Source organism: Bradyrhizobium sp. USDA 4472 (assembly GCF_054058595.1).
The window spans coordinates 3,394,213-3,410,333 of record NZ_JBSSAM010000001.1 but is presented as its reverse complement, the minus strand read 5'-3'; the positions used below and the strand labels follow the sequence as shown (position 1 = coordinate 3,410,333).

At 63.5% G+C, this 16,121-nt stretch carries 16 protein-coding genes and 1 pseudogene; 10 read left to right on the top strand and 7 right to left on the bottom strand.

Going from position 1 to position 16,121, the window contains the following annotated elements; translation table 11 throughout:
• Positions 1–25 precede the first annotated feature (25 nt).
• Both ACVWZ4_RS15695 and ACVWZ4_RS15690 read right to left on the bottom strand, forming a co-directional pair.
• Positions 26–1,816, bottom strand: coding sequence for a peptide ABC transporter substrate-binding protein (locus ACVWZ4_RS15695; RefSeq protein WP_456699889.1), 1,791 nt, complete (start codon positions 1,814–1,816; stop codon positions 26–28).
• Between the two features lie 259 nt (positions 1,817–2,075).
• Positions 2,076–3,494, bottom strand: coding sequence for a M20 family metallopeptidase (locus tag ACVWZ4_RS15690; RefSeq protein WP_456737126.1), 1,419 nt, complete (start codon positions 3,492–3,494; stop codon positions 2,076–2,078).
• Between the two features lie 285 nt (positions 3,495–3,779).
• Between ACVWZ4_RS15690 and ACVWZ4_RS15685 the strand changes: the two genes are divergently transcribed.
• The 3 genes from ACVWZ4_RS15685 (at position 3,780) to ACVWZ4_RS15675 (ending at position 6,146) form a co-directional block, all read left to right on the top strand.
• Positions 3,780–4,751, top strand: a complete 972-nt coding sequence (locus ACVWZ4_RS15685) for a S1C family serine protease (RefSeq protein WP_456740696.1) — start codon at positions 3,780–3,782, stop codon at positions 4,749–4,751.
• Between the two features lie 35 nt (positions 4,752–4,786).
• Positions 4,787–5,857, top strand: coding sequence for a carboxylesterase family protein (locus ACVWZ4_RS15680; RefSeq protein WP_456699891.1), 1,071 nt, complete (start codon positions 4,787–4,789; stop codon positions 5,855–5,857).
• A gap of 82 nt (positions 5,858–5,939) precedes the next feature.
• A complete protein-coding gene (locus ACVWZ4_RS15675; RefSeq protein WP_456699892.1) occupies positions 5,940–6,146 on the top strand; it encodes a hypothetical protein in 207 nt (68 codons plus the stop codon).
• 72 nt (positions 6,147–6,218) lie between these two features.
• Here ACVWZ4_RS15675 and ACVWZ4_RS15670 read toward each other — a convergent pair whose 3' ends face one another.
• Entirely contained in the window at positions 6,219–6,890 is a 672-nt protein-coding gene (locus tag ACVWZ4_RS15670) for a DsbA family protein (RefSeq protein ID WP_456699893.1), read from the bottom strand.
• Positions 6,891–6,992: 102 nt separating this feature from the next.
• On the opposite strand from ACVWZ4_RS15670, the gene ACVWZ4_RS15665 reads away from it, so the two are divergent.
• Positions 6,993–7,184: a hypothetical protein gene (locus ACVWZ4_RS15665; protein WP_456740695.1), complete on the top strand. Its 192-nt coding sequence runs from the start codon at positions 6,993–6,995 to the stop codon at positions 7,182–7,184.
• A 45-nt stretch (positions 7,185–7,229) separates the two neighbouring features.
• On the opposite strand, the gene ACVWZ4_RS15660 is transcribed toward ACVWZ4_RS15665, so the two are convergent.
• Positions 7,230–7,718, bottom strand: a complete 489-nt coding sequence (locus tag ACVWZ4_RS15660) for a hypothetical protein (protein WP_456699895.1) — start codon at positions 7,716–7,718, stop codon at positions 7,230–7,232.
• Between the two features lie 188 nt (positions 7,719–7,906).
• Here ACVWZ4_RS15660 and ACVWZ4_RS15655 point away from each other — a divergent pair, with 188 nt between their 5' ends.
• Entirely contained in the window at positions 7,907–8,182 is a 276-nt protein-coding gene (locus ACVWZ4_RS15655; RefSeq protein ID WP_456699896.1) for a PsiF family protein, read from the top strand.
• Between the two features lie 100 nt (positions 8,183–8,282).
• Complete coding sequence (locus ACVWZ4_RS15650) at positions 8,283–9,368, top strand: AbrB family transcriptional regulator (RefSeq protein WP_456740694.1); 1,086 nt, start codon at positions 8,283–8,285, stop codon at positions 9,366–9,368.
• Here ACVWZ4_RS15650 and ACVWZ4_RS15645 read toward each other — a convergent pair.
• Complete coding sequence (locus ACVWZ4_RS15645; RefSeq protein ID WP_456699898.1) at positions 9,365–9,994, bottom strand: pyridoxamine 5'-phosphate oxidase family protein; 630 nt, start codon at positions 9,992–9,994, stop codon at positions 9,365–9,367. The two genes, ACVWZ4_RS15650 and ACVWZ4_RS15645, sit on opposite strands and share 4 nt — an antisense overlap.
• A gap of 122 nt (positions 9,995–10,116) precedes the next feature.
• Here ACVWZ4_RS15645 and ACVWZ4_RS15640 point away from each other — a divergent pair, with 122 nt between their 5' ends.
• Positions 10,117–11,001 carry a LysR family transcriptional regulator gene (locus tag ACVWZ4_RS15640; protein WP_456740693.1) on the top strand — a complete coding sequence of 295 codons (885 nt, stop codon included), beginning with the start codon at positions 10,117–10,119 and terminating at the stop codon, positions 10,999–11,001.
• A gap of 2 nt (positions 11,002–11,003) precedes the next feature.
• On the opposite strand, the gene ACVWZ4_RS15635 is transcribed toward ACVWZ4_RS15640, so the two are convergent.
• Both ACVWZ4_RS15635 and pobA read right to left on the bottom strand, forming a co-directional pair.
• Positions 11,004–11,417 carry a PaaI family thioesterase gene (locus ACVWZ4_RS15635; protein ID WP_456740692.1) on the bottom strand — a complete coding sequence of 138 codons (414 nt, stop codon included), beginning with the start codon at positions 11,415–11,417 and terminating at the stop codon, positions 11,004–11,006.
• Between the two features lie 193 nt (positions 11,418–11,610).
• A pseudogene (gene pobA, locus ACVWZ4_RS15630) lies at positions 11,611–12,781 on the bottom strand (4-hydroxybenzoate 3-monooxygenase).
• A 251-nt stretch (positions 12,782–13,032) separates the two neighbouring features.
• Here pobA and ACVWZ4_RS15625 point away from each other — a divergent pair.
• From ACVWZ4_RS15625 to ACVWZ4_RS15615, 3 genes are all read left to right on the top strand, one after another.
• Complete coding sequence (locus ACVWZ4_RS15625) at positions 13,033–14,049, top strand: TRAP transporter substrate-binding protein (RefSeq protein ID WP_456699902.1); 1,017 nt, start codon at positions 13,033–13,035, stop codon at positions 14,047–14,049.
• 205 nt (positions 14,050–14,254) lie between these two features.
• On the top strand, positions 14,255–14,791 hold the full coding sequence (locus ACVWZ4_RS15620) for a TRAP transporter small permease (RefSeq protein ID WP_456737118.1): 537 nt from the start codon (positions 14,255–14,257) through the stop codon (positions 14,789–14,791).
• A 2-nt stretch (positions 14,792–14,793) separates the two neighbouring features.
• Positions 14,794–16,113, top strand: a complete 1,320-nt coding sequence (locus tag ACVWZ4_RS15615; RefSeq protein ID WP_456740690.1) for a TRAP transporter large permease — start codon at positions 14,794–14,796, stop codon at positions 16,111–16,113.
• The last annotated feature ends 8 nt before the right edge of the window (positions 16,114–16,121 follow it).

Sequence of the window (16,121 nt, the reverse complement as noted above, 5' to 3'; positions counted from 1 at the left end):
GAATAATCCGCTTAGACGCCCGTGCTCAGCCCTCGCGATACCAGTCCTGGATGTTGTCAGTCCGGTTGGCCCAGCCCGAGATGACCGGTCGCAGCGTATTGGCGCAGGCATCGACCGTAAGACGGTGCATCACCGGGATGAACACGGTGTCCTGCCACAACATGTCGTTGCACTTGATGTAGAGCGCGGCGCGCTTGACCGGGTCGATCTCGGTCTCGGCCGCATCGATGGCGGCATCGTAGTCCTTGTTGACCCAGCGCGGGAAGTTCTGCCCCTGCCATTTGTTGTCCTTGCTGGCCACCTGGCTCGAGATGTAGCGCTTCATGTGCAGCGCCGGATCCGGCTGCGTCATCGGAATCTGGAATTCCTCGATGTCGGCGTAAAACTTCGAGTAGGTGTCGGGGTTGGCTACGTCGGAAGAGAAGAACACCGAGGCGACGACGGATTTTAGTTCGACGTCGATCCCGGCTTTCTGACAGGCCTGCTTGACGATGGCCTGGGTCTTCTGCCGCGGACCGTTGGTCGAGGTCTGGTAGAGAAGCTTCAGCTTCTTTCCGTCCTTCTCGCGGATGCCGTCCGCACCGGCCTTCCAGCCGGCCTGCTCCAGCAACGCGATCGCCTTGTCGACGTTGAACTCCCATTTGGTGTTCTTCGACACGAAGTCGTCGGGGCCATTGAGGTAATTCGAGGTGGTGCGTCCGGCACGGCCGTAGATGGCCTTCTTGACGGAGGCGCGATCGACCAGCAGCGCGAGCGCCTGGCGCACCGCGGGATCCGACAGGGTCGGGTGCTTGGTCTTCATCGACGACCGCTCGCCGTCGACCTCGGTGTTGGGATCGGTGAAGTTGATGGCGATGAACTCGATGTCGCCGCCCACGGCATAGGTGGTCTTGCCCTTACCGCCCTTCTCGAGACGCAGCAGCACCTCGTCCTCGACCTGCATGTTCCAGGCGAAATCGAATTCTCCGGTCTGGATCACGGCCCGTGCTGCGGAGACGGCATCGCCGCCGCCCTTCATGTCGATTGTGTCGAAATACGGTCTGTTGGGCATGTGATAGTCGGGATTGAGCTGGCCGCGGACCAGATCGCCCGGCTTGAATTCGACGAATTTGTAAGGGCCTGTCCCGACAGGAGCCAGGTTGGTCGGCGCCTCGCGGGATTTCGATCCCTTGTAGTCGGCAAACAGATGTTTCGGAATGACGCAGCCGTAAGCGCCGACGAACGCATTCGCCCAGAATGGCGTAGGCTTGTTGAACAGAAGGCGGATGGTCAGGTCATCCACCTTTTCGACGGTCAAGTCACTGTAGGCCGTGATGGAGACGGCCGCGGTAGCGGGGTCGCTGGCATAGGCCCAGGTAAATACGAAATCATCGGCCGTCAGGGGCTTGCCGTCATGCCATTTGACGCCCGGCTTGATCTTCCAGGTCACCGACTTGCCATCGGCTGCGAGGCCGCCATTCGCGACCGAGGGGATTTCGGCGGCTAGGATCGGATTGAGGTGACCGTCGATGTCCCAGCTTGCGAGCGGCTCGTAGAACAGGCGCGAGCCGTCCTGATCCTTCGTGCCGGTGGCAAAATGCGGATTGAGCAAGGTCGGGCCCTGCCACCACAACAGCTTGAGCGGACCGCCACCACCGCGCTTGGTCGGAGGATACGGAGACGGGCTCTGGGCCATGGCTACGCCGCCGAGGGCAAGTATCTGGTTGGCGAGGGGCGCGGTCAGGCCGACCGCGGCCAGACGTTTGACGAAGGCGCGGCGATCCATCCGCCCGTCCTTCACGTCACCGATCATCGAACGCAGTTCTTTGTCCAGCATGGTTGTCCCCCGTCTGGTCCCGGATGGATGCAGGCAGCCGCGGGAGGCCGCCTGATTTTGGCTGGCGGTAGATGGCACACTGAATAGGCCGCACGTCAACTGCGACCGTGTGTATGCAAACGGTGTTCTGGCTGCCGGTTGAGCAAAACTTCGCTTCCAAGCCCAACAGTTCGGCATTCCGGCGTCAAAATCCGCCGGAAACCAAGTTGCACTGCGAAAAATTTGTTCGCGAGATCAGACGAAGTATCGAGATGGAATTCTACGCCACGGACATCGTGAGCGGCGGCGCGACATGGTCCGGCAGCGGGCAGACATAAGGCGTCTTGGCGGTCCGCTTCGTCAGATCGGCCTTCGCAGCCTTGATCAGTTCCGGTTCGGTCAACGCCTTGATTCCGAGGCCGGCCATGGCCTTGGCCGCCTGCACCATGGCCTTGTGGGCATGCGGGCTCTTGCCCTGTGCCACCACCTGCCAGGTGTGGAAAGGTGTGCCGATTGCAACCGTTGGTGCGTGAACCTGCACGGTCGGCACCACCCAGCTCACATCGCCCACGTCGGTCGAGCCGACCAGCGGGTTGCGCTTGGCATCGAGCGGCACCAGGAAGTCGGCGAGCGGCCGATCGGTCGGCTCCATGCCGATCGCGTAATAGACCGACGCGATGTCCTTGTCGGTCAGCGTCGCGCGTATCCGACTGGCAAAGTCGTTGTCCGTATCGTCGAAATGCGGCGGTCCGAGCTCTTCCATGACCCGATGCAGCGCCTGCTCCAGCGGTGTGTTCGGCAGGATATTGGAGACCGCGGAGATGATCTTCATCTCGACCTTGGTCTCGGTCATCAGGGCAGCGCCCTCTGCGATCTTGCTGACACGCCCGACCAGTTCGTTCATTCCGGGAAGGTCGCGGGCACGAATGGAATAACGCACGCGGGCATGGGCCTGCACCACGTTGGGGGCGATGCCGCCGGTATCGAGCAGCGCGTAGTGCACGCGCGCGTCGCTCGGCATATGCTCGCGCATGTAGTTCACACCGACGTTCATCAGCTCGACCGCATCGAGCGCGGAGCGGCCGAGATGGGGCGAAGCCGCCGCATGGGAGGTACGGCCGGTGAAGATGAAGTCGGCGCGCGTATTGGCGAGCGACGGGGTGACAGCGACTTCCCAAAAGCTGTGCGGGTGCCAGGTGATGGCGATATCGGCGTCCTCGAACGCGCCGGAGCGCACCATGAAGGCCTTGGCCGCACCGCCTTCTTCGGCCGGGCAGCCGTAATAGCGCACGCGGCCGGGCACCTTGTTCTCGGCGAGCCAGTCCTTGACCGCGGTCGCAGCCAGTAGCGCCGCAGAGCCGAGCAGATTGTGACCGCAGCCATGGCCGTGCCCGCCGGTCTCGACCGGACGGTGCTCGGCAACGCCCGCCTCCTGGCTCAGGCCCGGCAGCGCGTCATACTCACCCATGAAGGCGATGACCGGACCCCCTTCGCCCCATTCGCCCATGACAGCGGTCGGAATGCCCGCCACCTTCTCGGTGACGCGGAAACCCTGGTGGCGCAGCTCGGCGAGATGCTCGGCCACGGAACGCGCCTCGGTGTAGCAGACTTCGGGCATGCCCCAGACCTTGTCGCTCAGGTCGATGAAACGTCCCTTGATGGTGTCGATGCCACGCCAAATGTCGCTGCGATTGTCCATGGTTCGGTCCGTGATCTCTTGGTCAAACGAAGCGGCAATGGTTAGCAGCTTCACCGGACCCCGCCTAGCACCTCGCCGGACACCAGCCATGCGACCGCTGCCGGATCAGGCAATCGTCAACCGGCTTTAGGCCAACAATTCCGGTCATCTTCGCAAATCGCCGTCACGAGTCCGGAATAGTTGCGCTCAAGTCTTTCAAGACGGCCTCCTCCGGCCTAAATTATGCTTGCTTCGCGCGTCGTTCCGCAGCCACGGCGGAGCGATGCTCTCAGCCAGGAGAACTCCATGCCCGCCCTGACCGAATGGAGAGTGCCGCCGGCCAATCAGCCGCGTGCGACCGATTACGGTTTCGATCTCGACCGCGCGCTTGCATCCGTCGTTGGCCTGCACGCCATCATCCCGTCGGATGCCTTCAGCGCCGAAACTCTCGGCACCGAACGCGCCGGCAACGGCGTCGTGATCGATCACGGGCTGGTTCTCACCATCGGCTACCTCATCACAGAGGCCGAGTCGGTGTGGCTGCATCTCGGCGACGGCCGCGTGGTGGCGGGACACGTCCTCGGATTCGACGCCGTCACCGGCTTCGGCCTGGTCCAAGCGCTCGGCCAGCTCGAGATCGAACCGCTCCCGCTCGGTTCCTCGGCAGAGACCCGGCTCGGCGACCGCGTCGTGGTCGGCGGCGCCGGTGGGCGCACGCGATCGGTTGCGAGCCAGATCGTCGCCAAGCAGGAATTTGCCGGCTACTGGGAGTATCTGCTCGACGAGGCATTGTTCACCTACCCCGCCCATCCGAATTGGGGCGGCACCGCGCTGCTCAACGACCGGGGCGAATTGATCGGCATTGGTTCGCTCCAGCTCGAACGTGAACGCGACGGCAGGGCCGAGCACGTCAACATGATCGTTCCCATCGACCTGTTGAAGCCGATCCTCGACGATCTCCGCAAATTCGGTCGCGTCAACAAGCCGGCGCGACCGTGGCTCGGACTCTACTCGACCGAAATCGACAACCGCGTGGTGGTGATCGGCACCTCCGCCAACGGTCCGGCCGCCCGTGCCGAACTCAAGACCGACGACATCATCCTGGCCGTGGACGGCGACAAGGTCACGAGCCAGACGGCCTTTTACAAGAAGTTGTGGGCGCTCGGCGCCGCCGGGGTCGACGTGCCACTCACCGTGCATCATGCAGGCGTCACTTTCGACGTCACGGTGACGTCGACCGACCGCTTCAAGCTCCTGAAGGCACCGAAGCTGCACTGACCGGACCGAACTGACGCCAAACAAAGGAAGCGGCGATGACCGAGGCCGTCATTGACGACATCGTGGCCGTGCTGCCGCCGCTGCTCAATGCGCTCGAAGCGCTCGGTGATTTCGCCCGGCATTTGCATCCGCCGGCTTTCGGCTCGGTGATGACCGCAATCGGCGCGCCCGATAATGCGCTACAGACGGCACACGCTGCGATCGGAGAATGGCCGGAGCAGTTCGCCGGCCTGCGCGAACGGCTCGATCGCAGCTGCAAGGAGACGCTCGCCGCCTTTGCCGGCATCCGCGGCGTCGAGCGCGGCAATGGCGATCTCGTCGCGGTGTTCCGCGCGCTGCGCCATCTGCCGCGCGCCCAGGAGGCGCTTTATCCGCTGTCGCTGCAGTTTCCGCCGGTCAGCAATTTCTTCCTGAACTCAGCCAATCGCGACAACAGCGATGTGCTGGCGCGACTCGAAACGGGCGCCGGCGATGACACCGGTATCTTGCACGATCACAACGAGCCCGGCAGCCGCGGCGGCTTCTCGGTGTATGTGCCCGAGTATTACACAGCCGATCGAGCCTGGCCTCTGGTGATCGCGTTGCATGGCGGCAGCGGCAACGGACGTGGTTTCCTGTGGAGTTGGCTGCGCGATGCCCGCAGCGTTGGCGCGATCCTGGTCGCGCCAACGGCGACAGGACAGACCTGGGCGCTGATGGGCGACGACACGGACACGCCGAACCTGATGCGCATCCTCGAAATGGTGCGCAGCCGCTGGAGCATCGACCCCTCACGCATGCTGCTGACCGGCATGAGCGACGGCGGCACCTTCTGCTATGTCAGCGGGCTCGATGGCGCCTCACCCTTCACTCATCTCGCCCCGGTGTCGGCGACCTTCCATCCGCTGATGGCTGAAATGGCCGACGCCACGCGCCTGCAAGGGCTGCCTGTTTTCATCACCCACGGCAAGCTCGACTGGATGTTTCCCGTGCAGAGCGCGCGGCAGACGCAAGCCGCACTGACGGCGGCCGGTGCTGACGTCACCTATCGCGAGATCGACGACCTCAGTCACACCTATCCGCGCGAGATCAACGCGGAGCTGCTTCATTGGCTGAACGAGGGATGAACCGGATGTCCTTACCTGCGCCGCACTGTCGCGGAACCATCACTCCGGGCTGACGTTATCCGCCCGTCACCGGAGGTTCGCCATGCAGACTTTTTTCGGAATGATTTTAGGCGCCCTGCTGCTCGCTTGTGGCGTCTATGTCTATGACTCCATGCAGACGTCCTCAGTCGCCAATGGCGAGGTCGCGACCAACAATCGCACCATCGTGAACTGGGATGTCGCGAAGGCCGATTGGGATCTGCTGCGCGATCGTGCGCACAAGGACTGGGTCCGGATCTCGTCGAAGTAATCTCGGTGGACCAGACATGAACAAGGCGCCGTCGCGGGTCCGCGACGGCGCCTTGGTCTTGTCTGCGATAGGTCAGTTCATCTTGGCCTTGCGGGCATCGGCGATGACCTGCTCGAACTCGGCCATACTGAGCACGCCCGGCACGCGGTACTTGCCGACGATGAAGGACGGCGTGCCGCGGAAGCCGAAGGCTTCAGCCTGGTCGTTGTTGCGCTTGAGGATCGCCTCGATGTCCTTGCCGTGCGCGGTGAGATCACTCTTGAGGCGATCCATGTCGACGCCGACGGAAGCCAGCAGCTCGTTGGCGCGCGACTCGGTCAGGCGCGAGCTGACGCCCATCATGGCGTCGTGGGCCTGATGGTACTTGTCCTGGAATTTCGCGGCCAGCGCGATCCGCGCGGCCGTGACCGAGACAGGCCCGAGAATCGGCCAGTCCTTCAAGACCAGCCTGACCTTGCCGTCGTCCTGGATGACCTGGCGCAGCTCCGGCTCGAGCTTGCGACAATAGGGACAGTTATAGTCGGACCACTCGATGATAGAGATGTTGCCATCGGGATTGCCGGCGACGGGAACGTCGGGATCACGCAGTACCTTGGCTTCGGTCAGCACCTCGCCATCGTCGGCAGCCGCACGCGCAAGGCTCATACCGCCAGCCGCGAAGGCGCCCACGCCGATCCACGTCAGCGCCGTACGGCGCGTCGGCCGAAGGCCTCCATCAAGGCCCTTATTCCTAAATCCAGCCATATCTCGTCCCGTTTCGGTCCCATCTCTGCAGATACGCGTCGGAACCGGAAGATGTTACACCCCTATAGAGCGTCGCGGGGACGATGTCATCGCACCAGCCGCGTGACCGAGCGCATCGGGCCGCTCAGGCCAGGCCTGGATCGTATTCGCCGGCTCAAAAGCGAGGCTTCCTTCATGAATGACGGCACGGGCGACGTCTGGGTCGAGGCCGGTTACCGAGCTCGCGATCCGGCAGTGGACCCGCGAAAGCGATCGCAGATGGCGCCGAAACTGGCCGAGAGGCTATTGGTCTGAACAAGAGGCCGGAGCTTGGCTCCGGCCTCGGCGTCATCGCGAAACTCAGGCGGCGCCTTTCAGCTTCTTGTTGCATTCGCTGTAATAGCCGCCGCCCTTTTCGATCCACTTCATGCCGCCATTGCCGTTGGTGGCCTTGTTGGCGTTGTACTGGTCGACACAGGTGTGCAGGCGCGCCTTGCCGGCCGTCTCCTTGGCATATTTCGGATCGACCGCGTTCGGGAAGATCGCGGGGCCGGCCGGCAGGGTGGGCGCCGGAGCAGCAGCGGGCGCGGCCTCCTTCTTGGCCTGCTTCGGCTCGGCCGCAGGCGGAGGCGCGGCCGCAGCCGGTGCAGCGGCCGGCGTCGCATCGGCGCCGCACTGGGCCTTGCGGAATTCATTCCACTTCATGGTACCGAGCGAGCCGTCCTTCTTGGCCGCCTGATATTTCGCGCTGCACTCCTGCGAGGTCAGCGCCTGAGCCGGCGCGCTCGCCACCAGCGCGGCAACGCCCGATACCGCAATTGCACACAACAATTTGGCTTGAATGGTCATCCTTGGTCTCCCTCGGGGAAGCAAAACGAGGGTTGCTATCCTAGCGTGTCGACGCCTTCCGACAAGGAAGCGATGGGGGCCGGGGCCAAAATATAGTGCTCGCGCCGTTCAGATTATTCATGTCGCGTTCAGCAACGCGGGCCGAGGTTTGCGTCCCTTCGCAATTCCCGCAAGAAGAGTGCAACACCATGACCATCGCTTCCCGCCTCGCCGTCGTTGCTATTGCCTCCCTGTTCGCCACCGGCACGGCGTTCGCCCAGACCGCGGCGCCGGCCGCCAAGACCGATGCCACCACGACCGCCGACAAGAAGGCGCCCAAGGAGCACTCGGCCGAATCCCTCGAATGCTCCAAGCAGGCGGACGCCAAGGGGCTGCACGGCAAGGAGCGCAAGAAATTCCGCTCCGAGTGCATCAAGACCGCCAAGGGCGGCGCCGCGCCTGCCCCCGCCGCCGACAAGAAGTAAATCCGTCACAATCCTCTCCTCGCCTTTGGCGAGAGGCGCGCGCATTGCGGCATGACGAGCCCGCAATTGTGCGCCTCTCGCCGATTTGCGATAAGGTGGTGTGAAGCAAATCACCGCCTCCCTTCCGTTCGAATGGCCGAGCCGTGCCAAGGTTTTGAGCACTGCGGAGACGCTCGTCATCGGCGCCGCCGGCGGATTGGCCTTTCTGGCCGCGGGCTTGCCGGGCGGATTGATCTCGGGATCGATGATTGCAGTCGGCGTCGCCGCGATTGCCGGACGCCAGTTGTCCGTGCCGCCGCTCCTGACCCAGACAGTGCTGGTGCTACTCGGCATTTCGCTGGGCTCCGTGGTCTCGCGTCACCTGATCCAACAGGTCAGTGCCTACCCGCTGACCATCGGGCTCCTGGCTCTCGCCACCTTCTGCTCGACTTTCGGCTCGAGCTATTACCTTCAGCGCGTCCATGGCTGGGACCGCACCTCGGCCTTCCTTGCCGGCAGCCCCGGCGCACTGTCTCAGATCTCCATCCTGGCAGTTGAGCGCGGGGCCGATCTGCCGGGAATCGCGGTGGTGCAGACCATGCGCGTGATCATCCTCACGGCGGCGCTGCCGATGGTGCTGGCAATCGCGGGCGTGGCGCCCTCTGTTGGACCGTCGCTGACGACGACGATCGCTTCACCGCGCGATCTTCTCGAACTGCTCGCCGCTTCGCTGGCGGCATCGCTGGTGCTGCGGCTCATCGGGTTTCCGGCAAGCTGGATGTTCGGGGCGATGATCGCCTCCAGCGTGCTGCACGGCGCCGGCTGGATCGACGGCGGTCTTCCGAACTGGGTCCGCGGCGTGTCGCTGGTCGGCATTGGCGCGCTGATCGGCAGCCGCTTCGCCCGGATGCGGATCAAGACGCTGGCCGGCCACATCAACGCCGCGCTGGGCTCGTTTGCCGTGGCCATCGCCGTTTCCGCGGTCTTCGTCGGCATCGTCGCGCTCACGACGCAGGTGAAGTTGTCCGACGTCGTCGTCGCCTTCGCACCCGGCGCGATGGACGCAATGCTGGCCCTGGCGCTCACGCTGCACATCGACCCGATCTTCGTCGGCGCCCACCACCTCTCGCGCTTCGTGTTCGTGACCATCGCGACACCTGGTATCGTCCACCTGTTCGGCCGCACGCAGGACGACGTCGACGATTAGCCCTGTCCTGCCGTTGCCTGCCCCTTCAGCTCGGCAATCTGCGCCTCGAGGTCCGCAATCCGCTGGTCTCTTGCCGCCAGCGCCGCCGCCACATCGGGGGCGTCGAACTTTTGCGGAATGTGCTGCGGGCAGTTGGTGTCCCACGCGGCGATCTTGAATACGATCACCTGCTCGGGCCGGGCGCGATAGCCCTTCGGCATCAGCGCATCCGTCAGTGCATCGTCATCCTCGACCACCCGTGCCTCGCCCCAGATCTTCACCCGGCGGCGATGGGCGTAATCCATCACGAAAATGTAGGCCCTGGAATTCTCGGAGAGATTACCCTGAGTGACGTATTGCCGGTTGCCGGCGTAGTCGGTGAAGGCGAGCGTTTGCTTGTCCAAGACCTTCAAAAAGCCCTTCGGCCCGCCGCGATGCTGGATATAGGGTTGGCCGTCGGCCGAGGCCGTGGCGAAATAGAAGCTGTTGGCATCAGCAAGAAAAGCCGCGAGATTCTCATCGACCTCGGTGCGCCACCCCCGCTGCTCGGCCAGGGCATAGCCTTCCCGCGATCCCTTTCGGGTCTGGATCGATTTTACTGCCGGCGAGAAGGCGACGTCGCTGGCGTAGGCGTGAGTTGCCGTCATCGGAACATCTCCTGGAATTCCGGCGCAATGCTGCGTCTGTCGGCAACCAAGATGGACCTTCCATCTATCAAAACAATCTGGCCTGTTGACACTTCATCATTGCACTATATGCAATAATGCGCATGGACCGGCTGGAAGCCATGCACGTCTTCGTCACCGTCGCCGACCTGCGTGGCTTCGCGCCGGCAGCGCGAAAATTGCGGCTGTCGCCCTCCGCGGTGACGCGACTGATCGCCTCGCTTGAAGAGCATCTCGGCGCAAGGCTGCTGCAACGGACCACGCGGCAGGTGAGACTGACCGACGTCGGGACGCGCTATCTGGAGCGCGTCCGGCGGATCCTCGCCGATGTCGAGGAAGCCGACGGCTCCGCGCGGGAGGAGCGCAACCGGCCGAGCGGGCGCCTGGTGGTGTCGGCGCCGGTCGGCTTCGGCCGGCTGCATGTCAGTCCGGTCATGACCGCCTATCTGAAGCGTTATGCCGGCGTGGCCTGCGAACTCCGGCTGTCGGATAACCTCGTCAACCTCGTGGAAGACGCTGTCGACGCCGCGGTACGGATCGGCCACCTCGCCGACTCCTCCCTGGTCGCGCGCCACGTCGGCGAGATGCGGCGGATCACGGTGGCAGCGCCGGACTATCTCAAGCGCCATGGCGAGCCGAAGACGCCGGAGGCGCTGACCGAGCATCGGACCATCCTGTTCGGTCCCGCGACGGCGTGGCGCTTCGCGCAAGGCGGCCGCGACCTCGAGGTGACGCCATTGCCGCGCTTCACCAGCAACAGCGCCGATGCCGCCCTGCAATATGCCGAGGCCGGCGGCGGCATCACGCGCGTGCTGGCCTATCAGGCCGCAGAGGGGCTGAAGCGCGGACGGCTCAAGATTCTGCTGGCGAAATACGAGCAGCCGGCGCTGCCGATTCACATCGTCTACCCGACCTCGCGCCTGCTCTCGGCCAAGGTGCGCGCGTTCATCGATCTCGTGGTGGAGAAGGCGGATTGGCGGTTTGGGTAGGCTCAGCCTTTCTTGGGCACCACCCGAAACGTCCCGCTCGCCCGCGCGATCACGACGCCGTCGGCCTTGATCAAGCTCTGCGCGAAGCAGATTGTCTTGCCGGTCTTGATCACGTCGCTCTCGATCGAGCACCATTGACCGATCTCGGCGGAGCCGACGAAATCGATAGACAGCGAAACCGTCACGAACGAAATGGTCCAGCCCGTCGCCTGCGCGCAACTGTAGCCCATGGCGTTGTCGGCGAGCGCCGTGATCAGCCCGCCATGGATCAGACCACGGCCGTTGGTGTGTGGCCTTGCCAACCGAAGACCGATGACAACGGTCCTCTCCGTTTTCTTTGCGTAGAGCGGCTCCCAGGGTTCGGTCAGCGGACTCTTGCGGGAGAGCGGCTCGAAGCCGTCGGGGATATCGGTCATGTCAGTCTCGTGCGCGTCGCAATGATTGTTGCCACATTGAACGCGATGGACGTGACGGACGCATCAATTACAAAGTTTTAAACGGGATTTGCGCGGATGTTTGAAACGGATGGCGTCCCAGTGGGGGAGCTAGAGAGATGGTGGGCACGGCGCTTCGCGACCTTGCCCACCCTACGGCACCGACTTCGTCGTGCTAAAACGGCAGCCCCACATAGTTCTCCGACAGCGACGTCATCGCGGCCCGGGACTGCGTGACGTAGTCGAGCTCGGCGACCTGGATGCGCGCGCCGATGCTGCCATTGTCAGGGAATTTGTGCAGCATCGAGGTCATCCACCAGGAGAAGCGCACGGCTTTCCAGACGCGCGCGAGCGCCTTGGCGGAATAGCCATCGATGCCGGCGCTCGATTTCTCGTCGTAGAACTCGCGGAGCGCACTCGACAGATAATGCGCATCGCTGGCCGCGAGGTTCAGCCCCTTGGCGCCGGTCGGCGGCACGATGTGGGCGGCATCGCCGCACAGGAACAGCTTGCCGAAACGCATCGGCTCGGCGACGAAGCTGCGCAAGGGCGCGATGCTCTTCTCGATCGAGGGGCCCGTCACCAGGTTGTCGGCCGCCTCCTGGTCGAGCCGGCGCTTCAATTCGTCCCAGAAGCGGTCGTCGGACCACTGATCGACATGGTCGTCGAGCGAGCACTGCAGATAATGCCGGCTGCGCTTCATCGATCGCATGGTGCAGAGGGCAAAGCCGCGGGCATGGTTGGAATAGATCAGTTCGTGACTGACCGGCGGTGTCTCCGACAGGATACCGAGCCAGCCGAACGGATAGACCCGTTCGAACTGCTCGATCGCCGAAGCGGGTACGCTGGCGCGGCTGACACCGTGAAAGCCATCGCAGCCAGCGATGAAATCGCAATCGAGCGTTTGGGTGACGCCCGTCCTTGACCCAGGTTACGCGCGGGTGATTGCCATCGAAATCATGCGGCTGCACATCCTTGGCCTCGTAGACGGTGGTGAGGCCAGCCGCTTTCCGCGCGTCCATCAGGTCGAGCGTGACCTCGGTCTGGCCATAGATCATGACCGTCTTGCCGGTCGCGGCCTTCATGTCGATGCGATGCCGACGGCCGGCGAAGGCAAGCTCGATGCCTTCATGCAACAGCCCTTCGGCATGCGCCCGCGCGCCGGCGCCGATCTGGTCGAGCAGTCCAACCGTTCCCTGCTCCAGAAGGCCGGCCCGGATGCGTCCGAGCACGTAATCCGGGCTCTGTCGCTCGAGAATAACGTTGTCGACGCCGTATTGACGCAGAAGTTGCCCGAGCAACAATCCTGCCGGCCCGGCCCCGACGATTGCGACTTTTGTCCGCAATACTTGCTCCTCCCGATCCTGTAGGCTTTCGTCGCGGCCCGCTTGTCGCGTTGATCCGCCCAGGATAATTATATCATATAACGGTTGGAAAAAAGGGAGGCCGGTCGCCTGGGAAGCGACAAATCCATGCAGCATCCCTGACGTAGATGACGCAGCAGTTCCGGCTTGAACGCGCCGGCCAATTAGATAACATGTTAATTAACGAGACCGGGCCGTCGAAGCCCGCCGTCACAAAGAGGGAGAGACACGTGATGAGGAAAGCCTGTCTGGCTTTGCTGCTGGCCGCAAGCGCGACGCCAGCGTTCGCGCAGGACAAGACCGTCGATCTAAAGGTCTCGCACTGGGTGCCGGCCTCGCACCCGCTGCAAAAGTCGCTGGAAGACTGGGTGGCCGCGGTGAACAAGGACTCCGGCGGCACCATCACGGGCAAGGTGTTCCCGGCCCAGCAACTCGGCAAGGCGTTCGACCATTACGACATGGCGCGCGACGGCATCGCCGATGTCACCTATGTCAATCCCGGCTACCAGCCCGGTCGCTTCCCGATCATCGGCGCCGGCGAATTGCCCTTCCTGGTCTCGGACGCCAAGGGCGGATCGGAGGGGCTGGACGCCTGGTATCGCAAATATGCCGCGAAGGAGATGAAGGACGTCAAATACTGCCTCGCCTTCGTCCACTCACCTTCCTCGTTCCACTCCCGCACCAAGAAAATCGTGGTGCCGGAGGACGTGAAGGGCATGAAGATCCGGCCCGCCCATGCCACCATGGCGAATTTCGTGACCGCGCTCGGGGGCACCAATGTGCAGTCCTCCGCACCTGAAGTGCGCGACATCATCGAGCGCGGCGTCGCCGATGCGGTGACCTTCCCCTGGGGCTCGCTGGTGCTGTTCGGCATCGACAAGGTGACCAAGTACGACATGGACGCGCCACTCTACACGACCACGTTCGTGTTCGTGATGAACAAGGACAAGTACGATGCGATGTCCGACAAGCAGAAGGCCGCGATCGACAAGAACTGCACGACCGAGATGGCCGGCGTGGTTGGCGAGCACTGGGGCAAGTTCGAGGATGCCGGAATCGACAAGGTGAAGGCGGAAGAAAGTCACGAGATCTACAAGCTGACACCGGAGCAGACCGCCGCCTGGAAGAAGGCGGCCGACCCGCTGGTCAAGACCTGGGGTGAAGGCGCCCGAAAGGCCGGCGTCGATCCCGACGCCGCGCTGGCGGATCTCAAGGCATCGCTGAAGAAGTACAACGCGCTGGCGGAGTGAGGCCAGCTGATGCAGCGGCTTCCTTCTTGCCCCTCGCCCCGGCTAACGGGGAGAGGATCGGGGTGAGGGGCTGCTTCCGCAAAGATGGTGACAGATACTCTCGCGGAGAGTCCCCCTCACCCGGAATCCGCCCTTACGCGCGCATTCCGGCCTCTCCCCGCACGCGGGGAGAGGCGGCGGGCGCGGCGAGATCCGGATCAAAGCAATGACGGCACACGACGAGGCACTCCCAACAAAGCGCTCCTGGATGGACCGCATCATCGACACGATCGAATGGATCGCGGCCGCGTTCGTCGGCCTCGTCGCGCTGGACATCTTTTTGTCGGTGCTGCTGCGGAACACGCTGAATTATTCAATTCCTGACAGTTTCGACATCGGCCGCATGCTGCTCGGCATCCTCATCTTCTGGGGCATTGCGGCGACCTCGTATCGCGGCACGCACATCACGGTGGACCTGGTCTGGGGCAATGTCGGCCCGCGCTACCAGCGCTGGATCGACGTGTTCGCGACGCTGGTGCTGCTGTTCGTCGTCACCGTGCAGACATGGACGCTGTTCGACAAGGTCCGCGGCACCTACAGGGACAACGTCCAGACCTTCGACATGCACATGCCGACCTGGCCATTCTTCGCAATTGCATGGATCGGGGACGTCTCGGCCGTGCTGCTGATCGCAATTCGCACTTACCGACTGATCTTCCATCCCGAAGAGATGCACGACCCCAAGCTGAAGGCGACGGAGTAGTCATGAGCACCGATGTCGTCGCCGTTCTCGGCTTCGTTTCCCTTTTCACATTGATGCTGCTGCGCGTGCCTGTCGGCATGGCCATGGGCCTGGTCGGCGTCTCCGGCTTCGCCTATCTCGTCGGTCCGACCCCTGCACTGAAGCTGGTCGGCCAGACTTCGATGCGCACGGTCACCGACTACACGTTCGGCGTGATCCCGATGTTTCTGCTGATGGGGTCGTTCGTCAGCAATTCGGGCATGAGCCGCGAGCTGTTCCGCGCCGCCAACGGCTTTGTCGGCCACTTGCGCGGGGGCCTCGGCATTGCCACGGTCGGCGCCTGCGGCGGCTTCGCCGCGATCTGCGGCTCCTCGGTCGCCACCGCGGCGACCTTCTCCGCCGTTGCGTATCCGGAGATGCGCCGCTTCGGCTATCCGCAGTCCTTTGCGACCGGCGTGATCGCCGCCGGGGGCACGCTGGGTGCGATGCTGCCACCCTCCACCGTGCTCGCGGTCTACGGCATCATCACCGAGCAGGACATCGGAAAACTCTTCATCGCCGGCATCATCCCCGGCCTGCTGGCGATGACCATGTACATGATCACGATTTTCCTGATCGGCTATTTCCGCCCGGATTTCCTGCCCAAGGGCAAGGTGCTGCCCTGGCGCGAGCGTTTCGCGGGCCTGAAGGAGATCTGGGCGCCGGTGCTGCTGTTCATGTTCGTGATCGGCGGCCTTTACGGCCTGCCCTTCCTGCCGCGTTTCACGCCGACCGAAGCCGGCGGCGTCGGCGCCACCGGCGCCTTTATCATCGGCATCGTCACCGGGCGGCTCGACCGCGAGAAGGTGCTGGTCTCGCTGCTGCAGGCAACGCGCACGGCCGCCGCGGTCTTCACCGTGCTGATCGGCGCGCTGATCTTCGGCTACTTCCTCACGGTGACTCAGACGCCGCAGAAGGTGACGGAATTCCTCACCGGTCTCGGCCTCGGCTCCTACGGCGTACTGGCACTGATCATGATAATGTATCTGGTGCTCGGCTGCCTGATGGACGCAATGGCGATGATCATCCTGACCGTGCCGATCATTTTCCCGGTCATCATGCATCTCGGCTTCGACCCGATCTGGTTCGGCGTCATCATCGTCATGACCGTCGAGCTCGGCCTGATCCATCCGCCTGTCGGCATGAACGTCTTTGTCATCAAGAGCGTGGTGAAGGACGTCTCCTTCGCCACCATCTTCAAGGGCGTCATCCCGTTCGTAGCGACCGATCTCGTACGCCTGGTGATCCTGATCACCTTCCCGCTACTGGCGACATGGCTGCCGACGCGGATGATGGCACACTAGAGAGATGA

Bases quoted from the DNA above. Each gene is read 5' to 3' on its own strand.
- ACVWZ4_RS15695 (WP_456699889.1), bottom strand. From the start codon at position 1,816: ATGCTGGACAAAGAACTGCGTTCGATGATCGGTGACGTGAAGGACGGG.
- ACVWZ4_RS15690 (WP_456737126.1), bottom strand. From the start codon at position 3,494: ATGGACAATCGCAGCGACATTTGGCGTGGCATCGACACCATCAAGGGA.
- ACVWZ4_RS15685 (WP_456740696.1), top strand. From the start codon at position 3,780: ATGCCCGCCCTGACCGAATGGAGAGTGCCGCCGGCCAATCAGCCGCGT.
- ACVWZ4_RS15680 (WP_456699891.1), top strand. From the start codon at position 4,787: ATGACCGAGGCCGTCATTGACGACATCGTGGCCGTGCTGCCGCCGCTG.
- ACVWZ4_RS15675 (WP_456699892.1), top strand. From the start codon at position 5,940: ATGCAGACTTTTTTCGGAATGATTTTAGGCGCCCTGCTGCTCGCTTGT.
- ACVWZ4_RS15670 (WP_456699893.1), bottom strand. From the start codon at position 6,890: ATGGCTGGATTTAGGAATAAGGGCCTTGATGGAGGCCTTCGGCCGACG.
- ACVWZ4_RS15660 (WP_456699895.1), bottom strand. From the start codon at position 7,718: ATGACCATTCAAGCCAAATTGTTGTGTGCAATTGCGGTATCGGGCGTT.
- ACVWZ4_RS15655 (WP_456699896.1), top strand. From the start codon at position 7,907: ATGACCATCGCTTCCCGCCTCGCCGTCGTTGCTATTGCCTCCCTGTTC.
- ACVWZ4_RS15645 (WP_456699898.1), bottom strand. From the start codon at position 9,994: ATGACGGCAACTCACGCCTACGCCAGCGACGTCGCCTTCTCGCCGGCA.
- ACVWZ4_RS15640 (WP_456740693.1), top strand. From the start codon at position 10,117: ATGGACCGGCTGGAAGCCATGCACGTCTTCGTCACCGTCGCCGACCTG.
- ACVWZ4_RS15635 (WP_456740692.1), bottom strand. From the start codon at position 11,417: ATGACCGATATCCCCGACGGCTTCGAGCCGCTCTCCCGCAAGAGTCCG.
- ACVWZ4_RS15625 (WP_456699902.1), top strand. From the start codon at position 13,033: ATGAGGAAAGCCTGTCTGGCTTTGCTGCTGGCCGCAAGCGCGACGCCA.
- ACVWZ4_RS15620 (WP_456737118.1), top strand. From the start codon at position 14,255: ATGACGGCACACGACGAGGCACTCCCAACAAAGCGCTCCTGGATGGAC.
- ACVWZ4_RS15615 (WP_456740690.1), top strand. From the start codon at position 14,794: ATGAGCACCGATGTCGTCGCCGTTCTCGGCTTCGTTTCCCTTTTCACA.